The following is a 20,231-nucleotide window of genomic DNA, read 5'->3' on the forward strand; positions in this document are numbered from 1 at the left end:
TATTGGGGTGGCGGCGACGAAACAGCTCTCTCTGCCAACGGATTGCGTCGTCGCCAGCCCGAAATAGTCGAACTGCCAAAACACTAGCTTTAAGGGTTCGGCGTCAGAATTCCGATAATCGATAAAGTCGAAGACTCCTTCGACTCAGGCTGACCCGGAATTTCGGGAGGCAAGGACGACGAACAGGCGGCTCACTGGGCGACCAGCAGAGGGCTGCATACCGTTCAAGGCCATCAGATGTTCGTCCTCCTGGAAGTCGTCTGGCGCCTGTTGCTAGCGTGCTTGCGAGCTTCGGCCCGATGCGCGCCGAAGCTCAAGGCGGCGTTGGTTGTTTGGCCCCTCGTCGCGACGTCGGCCTGGGCCGATCCGGCCGATGAACTAGCCGCGATCAGGCGGCAGCTTGAAGCACAGCAAGCTGAGCTCGATCGGCTCCGAGCGCGGCTCGACGAGCCTGAAGAACTGGCGCCGGGCGAGACGAACGCCTTGCCTGATCCGGCGGCGGGAGCAGATTCGGCGCTCGCGAAGCCGCCGGAGAAGAAGGAAACCGACCCGGGCAAGAAAGACGCCGCCCCGGCGAAGGAATCCTCACCGCTTGGCGACTGGATCGACGTGTCCGACGAGAAATGGACCGTCAAGCTGGGCGGCCACATCCAAATGGACTACGTCACTTGGGCCGACGCCGACCCGGCGATTGTCGACGCTCAGAACTACTTCAATTATCGACGCCTGCGGTTGGTGGCGGACGGCGTCGGTTACGGCGTATTTGACTTCCGCCTGCAAATGACGCTCGAACCGGGCTCGGGAGCGAACGACAACCAGTTTGCCTCCCCCGACGTCAAAGACGCCTACGTGTCGATGAACGAGATTCCCGGAATCGGGCGAGTTCGCATCGGCAACTTCTTCGTGCCGTTCAGCCTGGAACAGGTCACCAACGATACGATGAACATCTTCAATGAACGGTCGATCCCGACCCAGGGCGTCTTTGCCGCCGACCGGGAAGTGGGAATCGCCGTCTACAACTGCACGGAGGACCAGAACGTCTCCTGGGCGGGGGGCATGTTTTTCGACAGCATCAGCGACACGGTCAAGACGCGGTTCGACGACAATCAGGGCTATCGCCTCAGCGGGCGCCTCGTCTGGCTCCCCTACTACGACGAGCCGTCGAACGGCCGGTATCTCGTCCACACGGGCGTCGGCGTGCTGCATACCAACGACTACGACAACAGCGTCCGCTTTTTTGCCCGCCCGCAAGTGCAGCGAGGGCCCATCCTGATCGACAGCGGCAACGTGGCGGCCGATTCCTACACCACCGGCAATCTCGAGCTCGCGATCGTCTGGGGCCGCTTCACGTGGCAGAACGAGGCTTTCCTGTCCAGCGTGCATACGCTTGCCGGGGCCGACGCTCACGTTGGCGGGGCTTACTCCCACCTGAGCTGGTTCCTGACCGGCGAAAATCGCGTCTACGAGCGGTTCGGGCAGCATGGAGCCCAATTCGGACGGAACAAGCCGTTCACCAACTTCTTCGCGACTCCGGGAGGAGTCGGTTGGGGCGCCTGGGAGGCCAAAGCCCGGTGGTCGTACCTCGACCTGACCGACCTTGCCAGCGGGCAATACAACGACCTGACTGTCGGGTTCAACTGGTACTGGTCGGACCGGACGCGAATCATGTTCGATTGGATTCATCCGCTGACGACCTCCGACACCCCGTTCGGTGCGACCGAGTCGGACCTGATCGCCATGCGGTTTGACGTGAACTGGTAAGTTGCGCTTCACATCCGGCGCCGTCACTGCGAAATCTCTGCATTCCATCAAGGACTTGATTCATGCCTGGCAAGTCGTCGGATCGAGACGCTGGCCTGCGGACCGTAGCAACGTCTCCTGCGGAACGAGCGGCTTGCGAGCCCGCCCGCTCGCGTGCTCGATTCGTCGCCGGCAGTCGATTCTTGCACCCGTTCGCGACTGTGTTCGCTTGCATCGTCGCATGCGCTGCGTCCGTCGCCGCCACAAACGAGCATTGCGGAGGTTGCGCGCATTGTCGTCGTCCTGAGCGCTGCACGAAGGTCTGCCGGCTCGTCTGCGAAGAGACGAAGGTCGAGGTGACGTGCTGGGGGTGTCGGTGCGAGGAGTTTTGCGTGCCGCGCCCCAGTCGCGTGAAGTGCGAACGGTGCAAGCTGATCGACTGCCAATGCGGCGCGGGAGGAAGCGAATTGGTTCGCTCCCCGGCAAAGCCGTTTCAGTGGACCGAGTGGCTCCCCGGCGGGGCGCGGATGTTCACCCGGAAGAAGCTCATGAAGCGAACGATCGTCGAAACGGTTCCGACGTATCGCTGGACGGTCGAAGACCTGTGCGCCGACTGCCGTCGCTTGGCCTCGGACGCGACCGTGGTCCCGGGAGCCGAAATTCCCCCGCTTCCGGCCGATTGGCAGGATTTGCCGCGAGCAGGCCGGCTGCTTGCGGGGTCGGGCCCGGACGATCCGGTCGCCGCCGCCGAGACCCCGATTCTGCGCTAGCAAACTTCGCGGTTCGGATTACACTCGCCTTCACGACGGCGACGAGATCAAAACGCCCCGGTCCGCCCCCCGGCGTTCGTTCCGCCTGCCGCCGGATTCCATTCCCGCCAAGCCGTTCGCCGAGCCTGCGACAGTTCACATGAGTTGGGAAGCCTGGTTTACGCTGGCGATGGTCGGGGGTCTGTTCGCGTCGCTGGCGCGCGGGATCGCTCCGCCGGATGCGCTGTTCCTCGGCGCGACGCTCGTGTTTGCGGCCCTGGACATCATCACGCCGGAGGAGGCGTTTTCGGGGTTCGCCAACTCGGGCATGTTGACCGTCGCGTTTCTGTTCGTCGTCGCCGCGGGCTTGCGCGAGACGGGCGTGCTGGACGCGCTGGGACAACGGGTGCTCGGCGCCGCCCAAACCGATCGGCAACTGCTGTTGCGCCTGGCGGCGGTCGTGCTGCCCATGTCGGCGTTTCTGAACAACACGCCGATCGTGGCGATGTTCGTTCCGGTCATCCTCAGTTGGAGCCGACGTCACCGGATCGCCCCGTCGCGGGTGCTGATGCCGTTGTCGTTCCTGGCGATCCTCGGCGGAACCTGCACGCTTATTGGCACGTCGACCAATCTCGTGGTGAACGGCCTGATGCAGACGAGCAAGATGGAGCCGATGACGCTCTTCGAGATCTCGGCCGCAGGCGTTCCCTATGCGATCATCGGGCTCGTCTATCTCACGACCGTCGGACGACGGTTGTTGCCGGATCGAAAAGAGCTGCTCGAACAATTGGGCGAATCGCGGCGCGAATTCTTGGTCGAGATGTCGGTGCAGCCGCATTGCCGCCTGATCGGCCAGACGATCGAGGCGGCCGGGCTGCGCCACCTGCCGGGGTTGTTCCTCATTGAGATCGACCGCGGAGACAAGCTCATCAGCCCCGTAGGACCGGACGAACTGATCCGCGTGAACGACCGGGTCTTGTTCACCGGGGTCGTGAGCAGCATCGTAGAACTCGAGCGAATCCCCGGGTTCGTTCCAGCCGCTGATCCGACGTACGAGGTCGCCCCGGGCCAGCAGCGGCGACGCCGGTTGTGCGAGGCGGTGGTTTCGAGCAACTCCCCGCTGATCGGCAAGACGATCCGCGACGCCGACTTCCGCGCCGCGTATGGCGCGGCGGTCGTCGCGGTGCATCGCGGGGGAGCGCGCGTCACGCAGAAGATCGGCGACGTCCGGTTGCGTCCGGGCGATACGCTGCTGTTGCAAACCCAACCCCACTTCCTGCGGGCGTATCGCAACGATCCCGCGTTCTATCTCATCAGCGACGTCGAGGAATGGCGCCCGGTGCGACACGATCGGTCGTGGCTGGCGATGCTGATCTTCGTCGTGCTGTTGGTCATGATGACGACCAACCTCATGCCGACGCACTTGGCCGCGGGGCTGGCGGCCGTCGCGATGATCGGCTGCGGCTGCATTTCGGCGGGCGAGGCGCGCCAGAGCGTCGAGTGGCAGGTGCTGGTGACGATCGCCGCGGCGTTCGGCGTCGGCGCGGCGCTGCAAAACTCCGGCGCCGCGGCGGCCCTCGCCGAGGGGATGTTCGACTCGATCAAGTCGTGGGGGCCCGTGGCCGCACTGGCGTGCCTGTATCTGATCGGCTCGCTCTTGACCGAGATGATTACGAACAACGCGGCCGCGGTGCTGCTGTTCCCGGTGTGCATCGAGACCGCCGCCGTCTACGGCGTAAGCCCGCGACCGTTTATCATCGCGCTGACCCTGGCGGCCTCGGCGAGTTTCGTCACCCCGATCGGATACCAGACGAACATGATGATCTACGGCCCGGGCGGGTACCGGTTCGGCGACTTCCTGCGCGTCGGCACGCCGCTCAATCTCGTGTTGTGGGCGGTCGCGGTTCTCATCATCCCCCGCGTATGGGCGTTTTGACTCCTCCTCGTCGCGAACCGAGCCGGCGAGACGACCGGCGCGGCTGAAGTCTCGACGCCCGACAACGCCTGGCGCACTGAGTCTAGCGCCCCGAGCCCGGCGCCTCCTCGTCGCTTTTCAATCGCACCAACAGCCAGTACTCGACCCGGTCCGGGCCGAAGTGGACCATCGCCGGCGCCTCGTCCTTGGTGAGATTGTAGAGCCCGGTCTCCAGGATCACGTCGTCGCTCTCGCCGATCCGCAGCGCGACGCGCTGCGTGTCCTTGTCGACTTGTCCCAGCACGGCTTGGGCCTCGTCGGTCGCCGTGTTGTAGAACGAGCCGCTGACGATCCCCTGGCGATTGACGGCCAACTGCACGATCCGCGACGGATCCGTCTCCGACTCGTTCGACGAGACCGCGAACGTGCCGAGCGGCATCCACTCGGCCGACTCGGCTTCTTCCTGCGTCGCCGGCGGTTCGACGGTCGCCAGCGTCGCGGCGCTGGCGGCGAAATCCTCGGCCGTGCCGATCTGCTGCCCGTTGACGTAGACCGAGTTGTCCTCGTAGTAGACGTTGCCCCCCGAGCCGTAATCGTAGTAGATCGGCTGCGACCAAACCGCTTGCGGCGCCGACCAGTTGAACCACGTGACGACGTTCATGTAGGTCGGCACGGTCCACCAGTAATTCCAGCCGCGGGAGCGATTCCAATACATGTAGTGCCACCCGCCCAGATGGTGGGGATAGCGATTCCACCAATCGGCGCGGAACCAGGAGTTGTGATCGTGATAATGCCCCCAGTGCTGCCGGACGTTGCTTCCCCAGTAGTTCCAATAGGCGTATCGCGAGGGATGGCGATCGAGCCACTGATTCATGCCCGGGTGGCCGGGGCGATTGACGATGTTGTACCAGTTGTCGTGAACGTTGCCGGCGCCGGGGCGATTGGACCAGGAGGGAGGACGGTGAATGTGCCCGTTGTTCCCGCCGGGGTTCCAAGGGCGATTGCCTCCGCCGATCCACTCCGGTCGGTTGCCGGGGCGATTTCCGCCGGGGCGGTTGCCGCCGATCTGTCCAGGCAGCGGCGTCGGCCGCGTCGCTCCGCCGGGCCGATCGCCGCCGGGGCGGCCTGGGCGATTGCCGCCGATTTGTCCCGGCAGCGGGGCCGGTCGCGTCGCGCCCCCCGGTCGGCTGATCCCCAGAAAGTCGTCAACCGCGCCCGGGTTGGGGCGCGTCGAGGGCGCCGGGCTCGGCCGGGCGCCAGGGCGCGCGTCACCAGGGCGAGCGCCGCCCAAGTGAGGCAGACTGCTCGAACCGCCGGGGCGTGTCGCGCCCGCGCCGGGCCCCGACGGACGCCCAGGATACGGCGTCGCCATGCCTGCGCCGGGACGCGTCGTGACCGGCTTCAGCCCGCTGCCGGGCCGGGTCGTCGGCAGTTGCGGACGGCTCATCGAGGGCCGGCCCGCCTGAGACATGCCGCCCGAGGGATAGTTCATCTGCGGGCGGCTGATCTGAGCCTGCGGCATCTGCGGCCGGCTCATCTGCGGGCGGTTCATCGCGGGCATATTCATCTGCGGTCGCCCGCCGCCGTAGTGGGGAGCGCTCATCGCCGGGCGCCCGCCGCCGTACATGCCCCCTCCCATGCCGCCCCCGCCCATGCGACCGCCCCCTCCCCCGCGACCCACGGCCGCGGCGTCGCAGACGAACAGCGTCCCGGCGATCAACACCGCCGGCAGCGTGATCGTAAAGCGGTTCATGACTGCCCTCCTTCTGCCGTCGTCGCCTCGGTCGCGGCGTCCTCGTCCGCAACGCGCACGACGCGCACCGGCGGCGTCGAGGGCTGCGGCTCGCCGTCGATCTCGCGGCCGATCGTTTGGACTTCCAGAGTGTTCGCATCAACCTGGCGGATGATCTGCGTGGCTGCCGCGACGCCGCCGTCGGCCAGAGTCTGGCTCTGTCGACCCAGCCACTCGTCGCCGCTCTTGGACCACAGCCCTTCGCCGAAGGAACCGTCGGAGACGAAGTTCCACGAGCGAATCCGATTCTGCCGCGGGTCCCACCCGATGACCTGGGTGCCGGTGGTCGTCACGTCGTCGCGGGTCGCCGAGTAGGTCCGCACCAAAAACGCCCCCTCGGCGGCCCACCGGAACGAGGTTCTCACCTCGGCTTCGCCGCCGTCGTCGCGCCAGTCGCCGACCAGGAACTCCAGTTCCTTAAGTTTGAGATAGGGCGTGTCAGGCGTCGCCGGGGCCGACTCGCGGACGCTGGCCAGTCGCCACGCGCCCTGCTGCGAGACGAGCACCGCCGTGAACGCGCTTGTCGCGGGTTCGCCCCCGGGGGTGCTCACCACCGCGACTCCCTCGATGCACATGACCCCCGGCGCCACTTCCTTCGCCCGTTCCACGTCCCCCGTCAGCCGGGCGCCCGGGTTGTCGGCAAAGAACGCGGCAAAGTCGGCCTCGACCGCGTCACGTCCCGAACTGTGCTCGCCGGTCACCCCGTTGGTCCACTCGGCGTCGGCGGTCCACATGGCGGCCAGCTTCTTGGCGTCGCCGGCGGCGAACGCTTCGACATAGGCCTTGAAAAACTGATCGGCCCCGGCGGCGGGGGGCGCCTCAGCCGCGGCGGCAGTTCCACGGGTGACGACGACGCTCAACAAACACGCGGCGAGCAACATCAACCGAATCATGGTCGGCACTCCAAGCAGGTCGAAATGAGAGTTCAAACGCCCGGCGCGAGTCCCGCGTCCCGAGAGAACGCGACCCGCCGTGGGAACACGGCCGGTCAAGGCGAAATGAGCAGGAACCCCAGGATAATCCTCCGGCGGTCGGCACGCCAGCAAACGACCGGGGGCGGTCGTGTTGCGATGTGCGCCATGGAAGGGGGGCTGGGGGCGGAGAACGCATTAGCATTTTGCCGGCGAGCAAAATGACATCATTATCTCGTGCAAAACTCCGGGGTGCGGTTCGACGGGGACATCGCCGTACGTGTTGGGGGCCAACGTCTTGCGCGCCGGGACGCTGATCGCGGGCTGACTGGTTTTGCCAGCAAAACTCGCAGCGGGCGAGCAAAACTCGCGACCGGCCCCGGGTCGCGCCCGACGCGCGATTGCGTCGCAAGCGCGGGTGAAGCGCACGGCGTGCAGCCTCTGTTCTACGCGATGCGGCGGCCCATTTTCTACCAGAATCCCGCGGGGAATTGAGCGGACGATTCCGGCCTTGTCGCGGCCCCCCAGGGTAGTACCGGTTGTCCCCAAGGGTGTGCGCAAGCAAGAAGCATTTCTCCCACCCTCGCCCCAAACTGGAGCGCCGCGCGACAGTGGGATGCCTCTTGCGGCTGCGCCACCCAGGTTGGGGACAACCTGGGCTACCCATCAGTGCGGCCCGGGTAGCGCAGGTTGTCTTCAAGGGTCTGCGCAAGCAAGTAGCATTCCCCGCAAAGCGTGTCGTGTCAAATGTTTGCCCGGAGGGACCACAAAAGAATTTCAAGCGTTAGCGTCTCCGTGAAATTGTTTTTGGCATTTGATTCGTCCGCTGCGGGGGACAGGATAGCGCTAGTCAATCTGACTTGAAAGCAGGAAGAACGACGAGCCAGAACACTCTTCCGCGAACCCTATGCACGAAGCGAGGACTGACTCCCGCGATGCATATCACCAAGGACGAGAGCGGAATGAGCCGCCAGCTTTTCCAGGCTACTGCCGCGGGGCTGCTCGGATGACACAGCAAGTGACTGCCGATGGCCGGCGAAAATTGAAACCCGGCGGCTTCAGTTAGGGAGGGACTCTCCGGAGGACTGCCCGTGTCAGTGAGTGGGAAGGCGTCAGATAGCTGCGCAGCGGAGGAGTCCTCGGCACCCTGCCGTGGAGGAAAGCCGACCGGCAAGTGGCGAGGTCGATCGGGCGTGACCAGAAGCGAAGTCTGGCAGAAAAGGGGACCGCCGCTGGCTGAATGCCCGCGAATGCGTGCATTTACCGAGCTGTAAGGCCTATCCGCATAAGAACTTGCGATCTGCGGCGAATAGAGGCTATAATTACCGCAGGAGATGCGGTGAATAGATGGCTTATATCCATGAACAACCTGACTGGCCCCAGCTGACGTGGGACAACGACCAGCTGGCGGCCCCGCTGGCTGAAGTGCGTCACCAGCAAGGGCGGCTGCTTGGCAAGATGGAAACACTCGGCTTCGATCTCCGCAGCGAGGCGAGCCTGGTGGTGCTCACGGCCGACGTGGTGAACTCCTCGGCGATCGAAGGGGAACAGCTCGACCCCCACGAAGTCCGCTCCTCGATTGCCCGCAAGCTGGGGCTCGACGTGGCTGGCTTACCGCTGCCAAGCCGCAACGTGGACGGCGTGGTCGAGATGATGCTCGACGCCACGCAGCAGTTCCAAGAGCCGCTTACCGCCGACCGCCTCTATGGCTGGCACGCGGCACTCTTCCCTACTGGCCACAGTGGCATTCACAAGATCGATGTCGGGAAGTGGCGCACCGACGAGGCGGGACCGATGCAGGTCGTCTCGGGGGCGATAGGAAAAGAACGGGTTCACTTTCAGGCGCCAACGGCGGACCGCTTGGCAATCGAAACAGACCAGTTCCTCAAATGGTTCAATGGCTCGAAAGACATCGACCCGGTGCTGAAGGCCGCGCTGGCTCATTTCTGGTTCGTGACGATCCACCCCTTCGAGGACGGCAACGGCCGCATCGCCCGCGCAATCGCCGACATGTCGCTGGCCCGCGCCGATGGCTCGAAGGACCGTTTCTACAGCATGTCGTCGCAGATCGAGTCCGAGCGGAAGGACTATTACCGCCAACTGGAAATCGCGCAGCGCGGAAAACTCGACGTCACGGCCTGGCTGGACTGGTTCGTTGGCTGCCTCAGCCGCGCGATCGACCGCTCGGGCGAACAACTGGCTGGAGTCCTGAATAAGGCCCACATCTGGCAACGGCTGCAGGACCGCCCCGTCAACGAACGGCAACGCACCGTCATCAACAGGATGCTCGATGACTGGGAAGGCTTCTTGACCACTTCAAAGTACGCCAAGCTGGCCAAGTGCTCGACCGACACCGCATTGCGAGACATCCGCGAACTGTTGGAGCGGGGCGTCTTGATCCAGAATTCCGGCGGGGGCCGAAGTACCAGCTATCGATTGGCTCCGCCGCACAACAGCGTCCGGTAGCATCAGACGCGACTAACGCAGAGTATTTGCAATCAAGTTACTCAGGCAATCTAATGCCGGACAATTGCTGATAAAGGTTCAACGCGAAACTATCGGTCATGCCGGACACATAGTCGGTAACCGCTAATAGCCGCTGGTACGTACTGAGCTTCTTGACGGCATCTTCTTTGCTCACATCGGGCTGCTCAACACCCAAATAGCTGACCGGAAAGAGTTGCAAGAGTTTTTTACCGGACGGTGTGTCAGGGCTTAGCAATGCAGACGTGAACTCTTCCAGCAATCCAGCAATCACTTTGAATCCGGCAACCTCAACCAACAGCACACGGCGGTCCGTGTATGCATTCTTCTCTACTTCGGACTTCACATCATTGTACTCCTTCAGCAATGAAGTCGAGTCGATCAGCGGCTCACACATCTCACCTTGAACGATTTGCCTCTCCATCTGAACAAATGACTCAACGCACTTTGCGGTTAGTGCGTCAATTGAATATGCACGCAGCCACTGAAGTCGCGAAGTGCCTGTGTATCCTGTGTCTTTGTACCCATCGACATGTCGTGCTATCGGCTCCATTAGTGCTATAGCAGTGTCTATTTCCACTGCCCCCTGATCGACAGCGTCTTCCAGATCGACAATCGCGTTGGTGATATCATCAGCCGCCTCCACTAGGAATGCGAGCGGGTGACGCCTGAATGCTCCATCTTCATACTCAGGCAGACCGAGGCTTCGCAGGCCGCTTATTATCAAGGACTGATCATCCTGAAAAAATCCAAACTTCTTCTGGTCAACACTTGATGCGGCTTTTCCCTTGCAGCCGGAAAGCGAGGTGCAGGGATACTTCATCATGGCACCGATCGTTGCAAGTGTCAGCTGCATGCCTCCCGAGCGTCGTTTGGTCTGAAGGCGAGTTACCACCCTAATGCCCTGAGCATTGCCTTCAAAGTTCTGGAGGTCGCTAGCTTGTTGATGGTTGCCCACCACTATTGGCGATGCGAATTCATCTTTCGTCGCAGAAGCACCTTCTGCAGCGTCGTGGCGAACTCGATTAGATGCCCAGTGTTGGATTGCTGCTTCTCCTGAATGTCCGAACGGCGGGTTGCCGATGTCGTGTGCCAAACATGCTGCAGCGACGATGCTGCCGAGATCAGCGCAATCGTTTGACAAAACTCCGCTCGCTCGCAACTCATCGCACACCATCCGTCCAAGAGAGCGACCTACTGACGCAACCTCGATGCTGTGAGTCAGGCGAGTTCTGGTAAAGTCGTTTCGCGAAAGCGGAAACACCTGCGTCTTGTCCTTAAGGCGACGAAACGCACTTGAGAACACTATCCGATCAAAATCGCGATCGAAATCAGTGCGCGTACTATGCGAGAAACCTTGCTTGTGGTCACGGCCGAGGCGGTTGCTGCTCAACAGTGTTTCCCAAGTGGGCGCAGATTCCTTGGCCATCAGTTCCCTCGACCAAACCGGGTTAAACCGAAAGCCACCATGATAGCGGGAATCGGTTATCCAACCGAGTGGGCGACCTTTTTCGCCAAAGCGACATCCCGCTCCGCGTAAATCTGTGTCACGTCGGCTGACTGATGTCCGCAGATTACTTGGGCTGCTTCAAGCCCGAATTTTTTCCGCACCTCCGTCGCCGCCGTGTGCCGCAGCTGATTAGGCGACCACTTCGCATGGCCCGCCTTTTCGCACGCTCGATGGATCGCGATGCGGTAGGCGTTGACGTTGTAGGGCTCCAACCTGCCGCGGCCGAGGGCGAAGCGGTGGGCTCTCTGGATCAGGTCGGCGTTAAGCGGCATGTCAGCCTCCTCGCCGCGGCGGCGGGAGAGCCAGACCGTCTCGTCGCCGAGGAAGCAGGGTGCCATAGGATGACGATCAAGGTAGAGAGCGAGCAACTTCTGGGCTTTGGGACCAATCATCACCAAGCGGCTCGTTCCGTGGTGCTCCATCTTGTGCTCGCCCGGCTCATAGACCCACACCTCGCCTGACTGATCGACGTCGCATGGCCGCAGCGAGCAAATCTCACCCGGCCTCGCGCCGGTAAGCCGCTGGACACGCACCATGTCGGCGACGATCCGCGGCAGATGGGGCAGCGTGGCGTCGACCACAGAGTCCTCGACCGGCAACACCGGCCCGGTCTCTCGCGCTTCGGAGCGTCCCCGCTTCAAACCAGGAACCGTGGCAAGCGCCTGGTAGACGGTTGGCCCGATCAGTTCGTTGGAGACCGCCCACTTGAACATCCGTGTCAGTCGCGAGACCTGCTTGTTGATGTGCTTGCGGCACCAATCGACCTCTTCGATCATGCTCTCGCGAAGTTCTTTGAGCTTCACCGGCCCGAACTCTTCGGCCGCCTCGCCGCTGTGGTGGCGAACCAAGACACGGAGCATGTCGCCGATGATCTCCGCCTCGCGGGTCACGCGGCCGTTCTTCTTGTAGTAGCCGCGGGCGAAGTCGAGGTAGGCGAGGGCCAGCTCGTCGATCACCACCGGGTAGCCGCGCATCCGGCGAGCCTGCAGCTCTTTAAGACAGACTTCTGGTTCCGGCTCGGCGGCCTTTTCGACTTCTAGCTTCAGTCGGAGGGCACGCCAGTTGGCGATCTCCTCTTGGTATCTCGCGTGGCTCTTTCGGGAGCCAAACGGACCGAGCTGAATGACCTTGCCGTGGACCGAGACGACGGCTTGACCGGTGCTCTTGTGAAGACGGTACTGGGGCGGGCGGTTGATGAGCTTGGGCACGGCGGAACTCGCTGATTGGAAACCAAACAGGGTAGACCTCCGAGGCGTACCTCGTTTGGTTACCCTTTTTGCGTTCAGCAAGCCGCTCGGCCAACCGCAGGCCGGTACTTCTAAAGCGTTGTCAGATAAGGACTTAGGTTAAGTGGCGGGGGCCGGATTCGAACCGACGACCTCGAGGTTATGAGCCTCGCGAGCTACCTGGCTGCTCCACCCCGCGATAGGTTCCGTATCTTATTCGGCAGCCGGGACTTCGGCAAGTTGCGGAAACGCGAAAAACCTCCGGAGAATCGGCGGACCGCGGTGCGGAATCGGCGCCGGCGGAATATTCGCGGGGCGCGAAGTTCGGGCGGCGCAGGGCGGAGAAGATCTGCTGGCGGGGGAACGAGTCCGGACAGCGATACCATTTGCGGCGATGGACATGGACGGGTGGCTGGGGTCGAACAAAGTGAGCCCCCAGGTGATTTCCTGGGGGCTCCGCTGTGCTGCGACCCCAGGCGCCCCTCAATATTGGCAAATGGGATCACGACCCGAGTCCGGGCAGCAAGGCCCGATGGATTGGGCCGGGGGGCAAGCCCCGGAGGCTCAAACGGCACTCGCCGAGGCATGCGATCGCTCGTCGCGGCGAGACGAAGCAACGGCCGGGTTTCGCGGGCCGGAGAATCGACGCAACCGGTTGCCGCGACGGTACTTTCCTTGCCCGGGGCGACGAGTGCCGATAGACTTTCGGCGGGGAGCCGCGGCTGCTGGCGTTCTTGCCGAAGCGGTCCGGTGCGACGGGGCGAAGGTCCTCGCCGGACGGGGGCCGGGCCGGTCGTTTTGTGGAGCGGGGCCGTGGTGCGGACCAGGCGCGCGTCGGGACCGTGCCGTGACCCCCGTGGATTCAGCATGCTTGCGTCGGAAGACTGCCGTGAGCATGAGACCCCGTAGCTGTGACTCGTGAGGCATCGCAGCGCCCCATGGCCGACTCATCGCCGTCGACGGCGTCGGAATTGACGGCGGAGCTCGCTTCGCTGCCGACGGCGTTGCCGTTGCCGGCCGGCGCCGAGGTCGCTCGCACGCCCGCCCCGGCGCCGCCGCTTCCGCTCGGCGATGTCGCGGGGTCAGTTGCGAAGCCAATAGCGAAGCTCGAGGAGCTTTCCCTGGCGGCCGCGACCGGACGGGGGGCTTCGCCGACCGAAGGCGATCCGGACGACGACTTGCCGGCGCTTCCCGGCGGGGCCGATTTGGTGCGCGAAGCGCCGGCGTGGCTTGCCAGCGCGGTCGTTCACATGTTGCTGATGATCATTCTGGGATTGATCGCCATCGGCCAGCCGATCGTCGAGCGGTTTACGCTGACCTTGGGGCCGGAGCAGGCGGGCGAGGATTTGCTGGCGGGCGATTTGGACATGCCGATGGACTTCGACGCGGCGTCGCTCGACGACGCGGGAGGCTTCGAGCCGCAACCGATCGCCGTGGCCGAGGCGGCCGATTTGACGTCGACCTTGCCCGTGCCGACCGCCGCGTTGGGAGCGGCCAGCGCCGCGGCGACCGAGCCGATCCAAGCGGCGCTCAGCGGGCGCGAGGCGGGGATGAAGGAGGGGCTGCTGAAGGCCTACGGCGGCACCGCGGGAACGCAATTGGCCGTCGAGGAGGCGTTGCGGTGGCTCGCCCGCAACCAGCAGAAGACGGGGCTGTGGCATCTCGACGGGCCGTACGCCGACGGGACCGGGCCGAACAATCGCGACGCGGCGACGGCGCTGGCGCTGATCGCCTTTCAAGGAAACGGCCACACGCCCGCGGGCGATTCCAACGACCCGTACACGCGCCTGACCGGCAAGGCGTGGAAGGCGCTGCTCGCGCGCCAGGACGAACAGGGGAACTTCTTCCAGGAGGGGAGCTCCCACGGGCGGTTGTACACGCAAGCGATGTGCACGATCGCGCTGTGCGAGTTGTACGGAATGACGCGCGACTCGATCTATCGCGAGCAGGCCGAGCGGGCCGTCAACTACTGCGTGAAGATCCAATCGTCCGAGGGGGGGTGGCGGTATTTCCCCGGCGAGGATTCCGACCTGTCGGTCACCGGGTGGTTCGTCATCGCTCTGCAAAGCGCGCGGATGGCGGGGCTCGACGTGCCGCCGGAAACGTTTCAGCGGGTGAGCCGGTTTCTTGATTCGGTGTCGCACGACGGCGGGGCCCAGTATGCGTACGTCCGCGGTCAGGGGAAGAAACTGAGCATGACGGCCGAGGGGCTGCTTTGCCGGCAGTACCTGGGGTGGACGCACGACAGCGCGCCGCTGAACCGCGGGGTCGAGGTGCTGACGCAGAACTTGCCGAGTTGGAGCCCCAAGCAGGGCCTGCGCGACAGCTACTACTGGTATTACGCCGCCCAGGCGTGCCACCACATGGAAGGGGAACCGTGGCGCAAGTGGAACGCCGTGATGCGCGTCGTGCTGCCCGAGCACCAGGTGAAGGAAGGTCGCGAGCGGGGGAGCTGGGACCCGCAAGGGGACGAGTGGGGCTCGCGCGGCGGGGGGCGGTTGCTGGTGACGTGTCTCCACACCTTCATGCTGGAGGTTTATTACCGGCACTTGCCGATCTATCAGCTTAAGTTGCTGCGCTCCGCGGGCTGACGCCTCGCGGCTCGGGGGGGAGGAAGGAAGAGGTCGCTGCGGGGCGACAGACGACCTTTCTTGCCAGATGAGCGCCAGCGCCGCGGCAGGGGGAGCGCGGCGCAGACGGCCTTGATCTGCCGGGGCTTGTCGGCGGATTCGCAAGTTCGGTCGTGCTTGCTCAGAACTCCGTGTCGTATTTTTTCGTCAGCGTCCGACGGATGTCGGCGGTGGCGTTGTCGATGAGATTCCATCCCTGGACGCGGGTGTCGGAGGCGACGGCCATTTCTTCCTTGCGGGCTTGCGAGCGTTCCGCGGCGCGGGTGTACGCGTCGTCGCCGTAGTAGTAGCCGTCGTAGTACCCCCCTCCCCCGCCCCCTTCGGTCGCCCGGACGCCGTAGCGGATGCCCGCTTCGCGTTTCGAGAGGCCCATGATCCGCAACGTCTCGGCCAGCTTGTCGCCGTAGTCGAGCAGCACCTCGTCGACGTGCAGCACGGGCAACTCGTCGATGCGACGGGCGTAGCGTTCCATCCAGGCGGACGTGGCCTTCGTGTCCTTGAGCCCTTTGCGGAGGTCGTCCAACAGGACCTGCGTCGATTTGAAGTAGGCGAGCGAGCTCTCGCGGACCTGGCTCTCTGAGGGCGTGCCGGCGGTCTCCGTCCCGCCGTCGCCGGACTGCAGGTCGGCGGTCGGAAGTTCGATGACGCTGAAAATGCGGCGCATGGCGTCGGGCGACAAATCTCCCTGTAGGCGAATCGAGCGGGTCGTCGTCGAAACGTCCCACTTGGCCAACTCGTCGGTCGACATCCCGAGGTTTCCCAAGGCTTGCAGGACGAGTTCCTGGGCGTGTTCGCGGACGGGGCTGAGATCATCGGCAAAATCGACCTGCAACTGGCCTTGGCAATCCTCGCCGATGGCGATTCGCAGGACTGCCCCGCGGAGGCTCGTTATCGCGCTGGTCATGGCGGCGAGTTCCGATTGGTTCTTGGGCGCCCAGGCTGCGGCGGCGAGTCTCGACTCGACGTCGCGCGGCGTCATAACGTCTTGCAGGTCGATTGCCAGCAGCACTTGCACGCGGTTGTTCACCAGCGCGAGCGACGATTTCAGATAGTCGCCAAGGTCTGCCGACGCACCGGCGTCGACGCGGGCGAGCCAGCGGCCAAGGAACTGCCGATCGACGGGGCACAGCACGGCCAGGACGTTGTCGCCCAGATCGACGAACGCGGCGTCTTGCGGAGTGATTGCCGCAGTGCGGCCGCCGATTTCGTCGACATACCCTGCTTCGCTACGGGCGATGGCCCGGATTCCGACCGGCTCGGCGAGTTCCATCAGGGCGACTTGCCACAGTCCCTTGAAGTCGGTGCTGGGCTGCAGGACGGCGCCCAAGGCCATCTTCTTCGCCTCCGGGGGGAGAAACACGGGCCGCTCGACGTAGGCGACCTCCAGCTTCTTGGACCAGCCGCCGGCCTGCGCCACGGGGGTTGCCAGGATCGCTTCGACGTCGATCAGGACCAGGGCGTTGGCGGCCCCCGGAATCCGCGTCGCGAGCGACTCGAACGTTTCCGCGGCCGGACTGCGGCCGACGGCGAACCACGCGACGACCAAGGCGGCGAACTTCCCAGGAAGCCAATTCATGGCATGACGCTCCAAAACGCGAGAAGGACAAGTGAAGGCGAGCGTACAGGACGATCCGTCGTGCCGTGTCGGCCAGCGACTCTCGTAGCGGAGCCGCTGGCCTTGGAAGGCGAGGTTTGCAGCGACGACCGCCCGGTTTGGTTCGAGCCGGTCCCATTGGAAAGCGCCGCCATGACGCGGGGAATTGGACGAAGGTCCAATGCTGCTGCTTTCGGCGACTCGTAGGCTCAAGTTCGGCGACAAGCCGTTCGCGTTCGCGACTGAAGGGGCGCGTTCTCTTCGAACCAATTGACCGACTCCGGCGACGCGGGCGGTGGCGCTCGCCGGCCCGAGGAGATGGGCATGATTCAGGCAGAGATTCTCGCTCGGCTTCGCGTCGCCCCCGGCAGCAAGGTGAGTCTGAAAGACTACGATCCGGGTTGGGCTCAGACGAAGGAAATGAAGGCGTTGGGAAAGACCGCCGTCAAGGAGCGGGCCCAGGCGATCCTTGACCAGAATCTGGCCGATCTGGCCGCCGCCCAGGAACTGCTGTACGCGGACGATCGCTATGCCGTTCTGTTGGTCTTTCAGGCGATGGACGCCGCCGGCAAGGACGGCACGATCAAGCACGTCATGTCGGGGATCAACCCGCAGGGGTGTCAGGTCTTCAGTTTCAAGCAGCCGTCGGCCGAGGAACTCGACCACAACTTCCTGTGGCGATACGCCAAGGCGGCGCCGGAGCGGGGACGGATCGGAATTTTCAACCGGTCCTACTACGAAGACGTCCTGGTGGTACGGGTCCATCCCGAGTTGCTGGCGCGGCAGAAGCTGGCGGTCGGCGTCGGCAAGAAGCGATTTTGGAAGGATCGGTACGAAGACATCAATGCCTTTGAGCGTCACCTGACGCGAAACGGCACGGTGGTGCTCAAGTTTTTTCTGCACGTCTCCAAAGAGGAGCAGCGGAAGCGTTTTCTCGATCGCCTCGACCGACCGGAGAAGAACTGGAAGTTCTCGTCGGCCGACTTGGCGGAGCGCGGCCATTGGGACGAATACATGCGCGCCTATGAGGACGCGCTCAGCGCCACCAGCACGGACTGGGCCCCTTGGTACGTTGTCCCGGGCGACCAGAAATGGATTACCCGGGTCGTCGTGGCGGACGTGCTTACGACAGCCATCCGCGGGCTGGAGCTGCGGTTCCCCGAGCTGAGCGCCGAGCAGCGCGCTGCGCTGAAGCAGGCCCGCGACCAATTGACGAGCGAACAGCGGTGATCGCCGCGCGAGCCGGGAGGCCGGTCTCGCAGCAGTGCGAGTCGCAGGCGGATCGCGATTGCGGGACTGGAGTTTTAGTTCCCTTCGATTTGCGGAAATTCCGTCTCGACGCGCGGGAGTTCTAGGAATCTTTGCGCCTGGGGCATAAACTGGGCAAGCAGGGGGCTGTTGGCGCGGAGCGGCGGCGCGTTACCGATGCACTTGCCGCTGCGACTCCCCGCCGCTTACGCTCGAACTTGTCGTTTGCGCAGCGCTTGCTTCGCCTGGAGTCTTTGCGAGAGGTTGGGGCGACGCGCCCGAGGCAGCGCGTATCGACTCGCCGGTCCAGAATCCGCACACGATGATGCGCCCCCTTGATTCCGTCGACGGCGATTCTGTTTCCGCTTCGACGGCGGGACCTCCCCGAGCGATTGCCGGCGAGATCGGCGATTCGCTTGACGAGCGTGCACGCTTCGAGCAATTGCTGATTGAGCTTACGGCGACCTTCATCAACCTGCCGTCGCACGAGATCGACGATCAAATCGAGACGGCATTGCGGCGGCTGGGCGAGTTTCTGGGCGTGGGCCGCAGCAGTTTCGCCGAGTTTTCCCCCGACAAGCTGGATATGGTCGTCACGCACTGCTACGTGGCGCCGGGGGTCGAGCCGTTTCCTCTGGTGATCGTCGAAGAGCGCCTCCCCTGGTACGCTCGCCAGATCCGCGCCGGTCGCGTGCTGCGATTCCAGCGGCTGCCGGACGAACTCCCGCCGGAGGCGACGGCGGAACGCGACTACTGCGTGCAAAACGGTCTCAAGTCAAATCTGGCCATCCCGTTGAGCGTCAACGGTTCGTTGCGTTGCGTCGTCACGTTCTCGACCTTCGGCGCCTATCGCGACTGGCCTGACGAGTTGGTGGAACGGCTGCGGTTGATCGGCGACGTGTTCGCCGGCGCGCTGCAGCGCCGCAACGCGGATCAGCGTTTGCTGCAACTGCACGAGCAACTGACGCGACTCGGCCGGGCGAAGTTGCTGGGCGAGCTCGCCGCGTCGATCGCGCACGAAATCACCCAGCCGCTCTGCGCGATCGTCAGCAATGCGCAGGCCGGGTTGCGGATGATCGCCAAAGATCCGCCGGACCTCGCGGAGATTCGCGCCGCTCTGGGCGACATCGCCGCCGACAGCCGGCGGGCCAACGAGATTGTCAAACGGATTCGCAACATGCTGCAAAGCCGCCCACTTCAGCGGACGGCTTTCGACTTCCCTCAGGCAGTGTGCGAGGTGGTCGAGCTGTTGCGAGATCGGCTTCGGCGCCACGACATCGACTTGGCGCTGGCGCTCGATCCGCAGTTGCCCCACGCATACGGCGATCGGGTTCAGTTGCAGCAGGTCTTGTTGAATTTGGCCCTCAACGCCGTCGAGGCGATGCAGGACCACAAACCGGACGCCAAGGAGTTGGAGATCAGCGCGGCGCCGCTTCCGGAAGGGGGCGTCCGCATCGCGATTCAGGACTCGGGCCCCGGCGTGGCGGGCACGGACCTCGGTCAGATCTTCGATCCGTTCTACACGACCAAATCGGGGGGGCTGGGGATGGGGCTTGCGATCTGTCGGACGATCGTCGAGGCCCACGGCGGTCGGCTTTGGCTGGAAGCGAACGCTTCGCGCGGGGCCCGATTTGTGTTGACGATCCCCGCCGCGGAGGCTTCCCCATGACGGCCCCGGTTTCGTGGGTGTTCGTCCTTGACGACGATCCCTCGGTCCGCAAGTCGTTGGAGCGACTGTTCCGCGCCGCCGACCTGCAGGTGAGGTGCTTTGCCTCGTCGCACGAGTTTAGGGCGTTCTCCCGACCCGATGTCCCGTGTTGCTTGGTGCTGGACGAGCGGATGCCCGACGTCGCTGGGACAGAGCTGCAGCGGATGCTCGAGGAGGAGGGCGTCGCGCTGCCGATAATTTTCATTACGGGGTACGGCGACGTGCCCACCAGCGTCCGTGCCATGAAGGCGGGCGCCGTCGATTTTCTCACCAAGCCGTTTGAGGACGAGGTTTTGCTGGCCGCTGTCCGGCAGGCCTTGGAGCAGGAGACGCGACGCCAAGCGGCTCGGGGCGACGTCCCCGCCCTGCGACAACGGTTTGCGACGCTCTCGCCGCGCGAACAAGACGTGCTGGCGCACGTCGTCGGGGGGCTGCTCAACAAGCAAATCGCCCATCGCCTGAAAGTGACCGAGAAGACGATCAAGGTTCATCGGGGACAAGTGATGCGCAAAATGGGCGCCGGTTCGCTGGCCGAGCTGGTGCGAATGGCGCAGAAACTGGGGATCGAGGGCCCGTGCGAGCGCTCGCCGGACGTCCCGTAGGGGGCGACGGCTCGGCTGATCCCCTTCTCAATTGGACCAAAGGCCAATTCCTTTGGTCCCGCGAGACCGTCTAGGCTTGCCGTCACGGGCTGCCGCGCCGCCTCTCGGCGTCGGGGCGAAGC

General features: G+C 64.2%; 13 protein-coding genes and 1 tRNA gene. 8 read left to right on the forward strand and 6 right to left on the reverse strand.

What is annotated here, in order from left to right; all coding sequences use genetic code 11:
• The first annotated feature begins 237 nt into the window (after nucleotides 1-237).
• The 3 genes from KF688_14790 (at nucleotide 238) to KF688_14800 (ending at nucleotide 4,425) form a co-directional block, all read left to right on the forward strand.
• Complete coding sequence (locus KF688_14790; protein MBX3426944.1) at nucleotides 238-1,761, forward strand: hypothetical protein; 1,524 nt, start codon at nucleotides 238-240, stop codon at nucleotides 1,759-1,761.
• Nucleotides 1,762-2,132: 371 nt separating this feature from the next.
• Nucleotides 2,133-2,510, forward strand: coding sequence for a hypothetical protein (locus KF688_14795; GenBank protein MBX3426945.1), 378 nt, complete (start codon nucleotides 2,133-2,135; stop codon nucleotides 2,508-2,510).
• Nucleotides 2,511-2,649: 139 nt separating this feature from the next.
• On the forward strand, nucleotides 2,650-4,425 hold the full coding sequence (locus KF688_14800) for an SLC13 family permease (GenBank protein MBX3426946.1): 1,776 nt from the start codon (nucleotides 2,650-2,652) through the stop codon (nucleotides 4,423-4,425).
• Between the two features lie 82 nt (nucleotides 4,426-4,507).
• Here the strand turns inward: KF688_14800 and KF688_14805 are convergent, their stop codons facing one another.
• Nucleotides 4,508-6,157 (reverse strand): mu-protocadherin- cell-suface protein, encoded by a 1,650-nt coding sequence (locus KF688_14805; GenBank protein MBX3426947.1) that lies wholly within the window; start codon nucleotides 6,155-6,157, stop codon nucleotides 4,508-4,510.
• Nucleotides 6,154-7,089 carry an SgcJ/EcaC family oxidoreductase gene (locus KF688_14810; protein MBX3426948.1) on the reverse strand — a complete coding sequence of 312 codons (936 nt, stop codon included), beginning with the start codon at nucleotides 7,087-7,089 and terminating at the stop codon, nucleotides 6,154-6,156. Before KF688_14810 ends, KF688_14805 begins: the two co-directional genes overlap by 4 nt.
• A 1,365-nt stretch (nucleotides 7,090-8,454) precedes the next feature.
• Here KF688_14810 and KF688_14815 point away from each other — a divergent pair.
• Entirely contained in the window at nucleotides 8,455-9,573 is a 1,119-nt protein-coding gene (locus tag KF688_14815; GenBank protein MBX3426949.1) for a Fic family protein, read from the forward strand.
• A 37-nt stretch (nucleotides 9,574-9,610) separates the two neighbouring features.
• On the opposite strand, the gene dgt is transcribed toward KF688_14815, so the two are convergent.
• The 3 genes from dgt to KF688_14830 all read right to left on the reverse strand — a co-directional run bounded on the left by dgt (nucleotide 9,611) and on the right by KF688_14830 (nucleotide 12,526).
• Nucleotides 9,611-11,020 carry a dNTP triphosphohydrolase gene (gene dgt / locus KF688_14820; protein MBX3426950.1) on the reverse strand — a complete coding sequence of 470 codons (1,410 nt, stop codon included), beginning with the start codon at nucleotides 11,018-11,020 and terminating at the stop codon, nucleotides 9,611-9,613.
• A gap of 56 nt (nucleotides 11,021-11,076) precedes the next feature.
• A complete protein-coding gene (locus KF688_14825) occupies nucleotides 11,077-12,309 on the reverse strand; it encodes a site-specific integrase (GenBank protein MBX3426951.1) in 1,233 nt (410 codons plus the stop codon).
• Between the two features lie 143 nt (nucleotides 12,310-12,452).
• A tRNA-Met gene (locus tag KF688_14830) sits at nucleotides 12,453-12,526 on the reverse strand.
• Nucleotides 12,527-13,265: 739 nt separating this feature from the next.
• Between KF688_14830 and KF688_14835 the strand changes: the two genes are divergently transcribed.
• Nucleotides 13,266-14,918 (forward strand): terpene cyclase/mutase family protein, encoded by a 1,653-nt coding sequence (locus tag KF688_14835; GenBank protein MBX3426952.1) that lies wholly within the window; start codon nucleotides 13,266-13,268, stop codon nucleotides 14,916-14,918.
• 160 nt (nucleotides 14,919-15,078) lie between these two features.
• Here KF688_14835 and KF688_14840 read toward each other — a convergent pair whose 3' ends face one another.
• Nucleotides 15,079-16,533: a hypothetical protein gene (locus KF688_14840; protein MBX3426953.1), complete on the reverse strand. Its 1,455-nt coding sequence runs from the start codon at nucleotides 16,531-16,533 to the stop codon at nucleotides 15,079-15,081.
• 336 nt (nucleotides 16,534-16,869) lie between these two features.
• On the opposite strand from KF688_14840, the gene KF688_14845 reads away from it, so the two are divergent.
• From KF688_14845 to KF688_14855, 3 genes are all read left to right on the forward strand, one after another.
• Nucleotides 16,870-17,781, forward strand: coding sequence for a polyphosphate kinase 2 family protein (locus KF688_14845; protein MBX3426954.1), 912 nt, complete (start codon nucleotides 16,870-16,872; stop codon nucleotides 17,779-17,781).
• A 340-nt stretch (nucleotides 17,782-18,121) separates the two neighbouring features.
• Nucleotides 18,122-19,468 carry a hypothetical protein gene (locus KF688_14850; protein ID MBX3426955.1) on the forward strand — a complete coding sequence of 449 codons (1,347 nt, stop codon included), beginning with the start codon at nucleotides 18,122-18,124 and terminating at the stop codon, nucleotides 19,466-19,468.
• Nucleotides 19,465-20,109, forward strand: a complete 645-nt coding sequence (locus KF688_14855) for a response regulator transcription factor (GenBank protein MBX3426956.1) — start codon at nucleotides 19,465-19,467, stop codon at nucleotides 20,107-20,109. Before KF688_14850 ends, KF688_14855 begins: the two co-directional genes overlap by 4 nt.
• The last annotated feature ends 122 nt before the right edge of the window (nucleotides 20,110-20,231 follow it).

The sequence above is a fragment of the Pirellulales bacterium genome, from assembly GCA_019636345.1.
Classification (GTDB): domain Bacteria; phylum Planctomycetota; class Planctomycetia; order Pirellulales; family Lacipirellulaceae.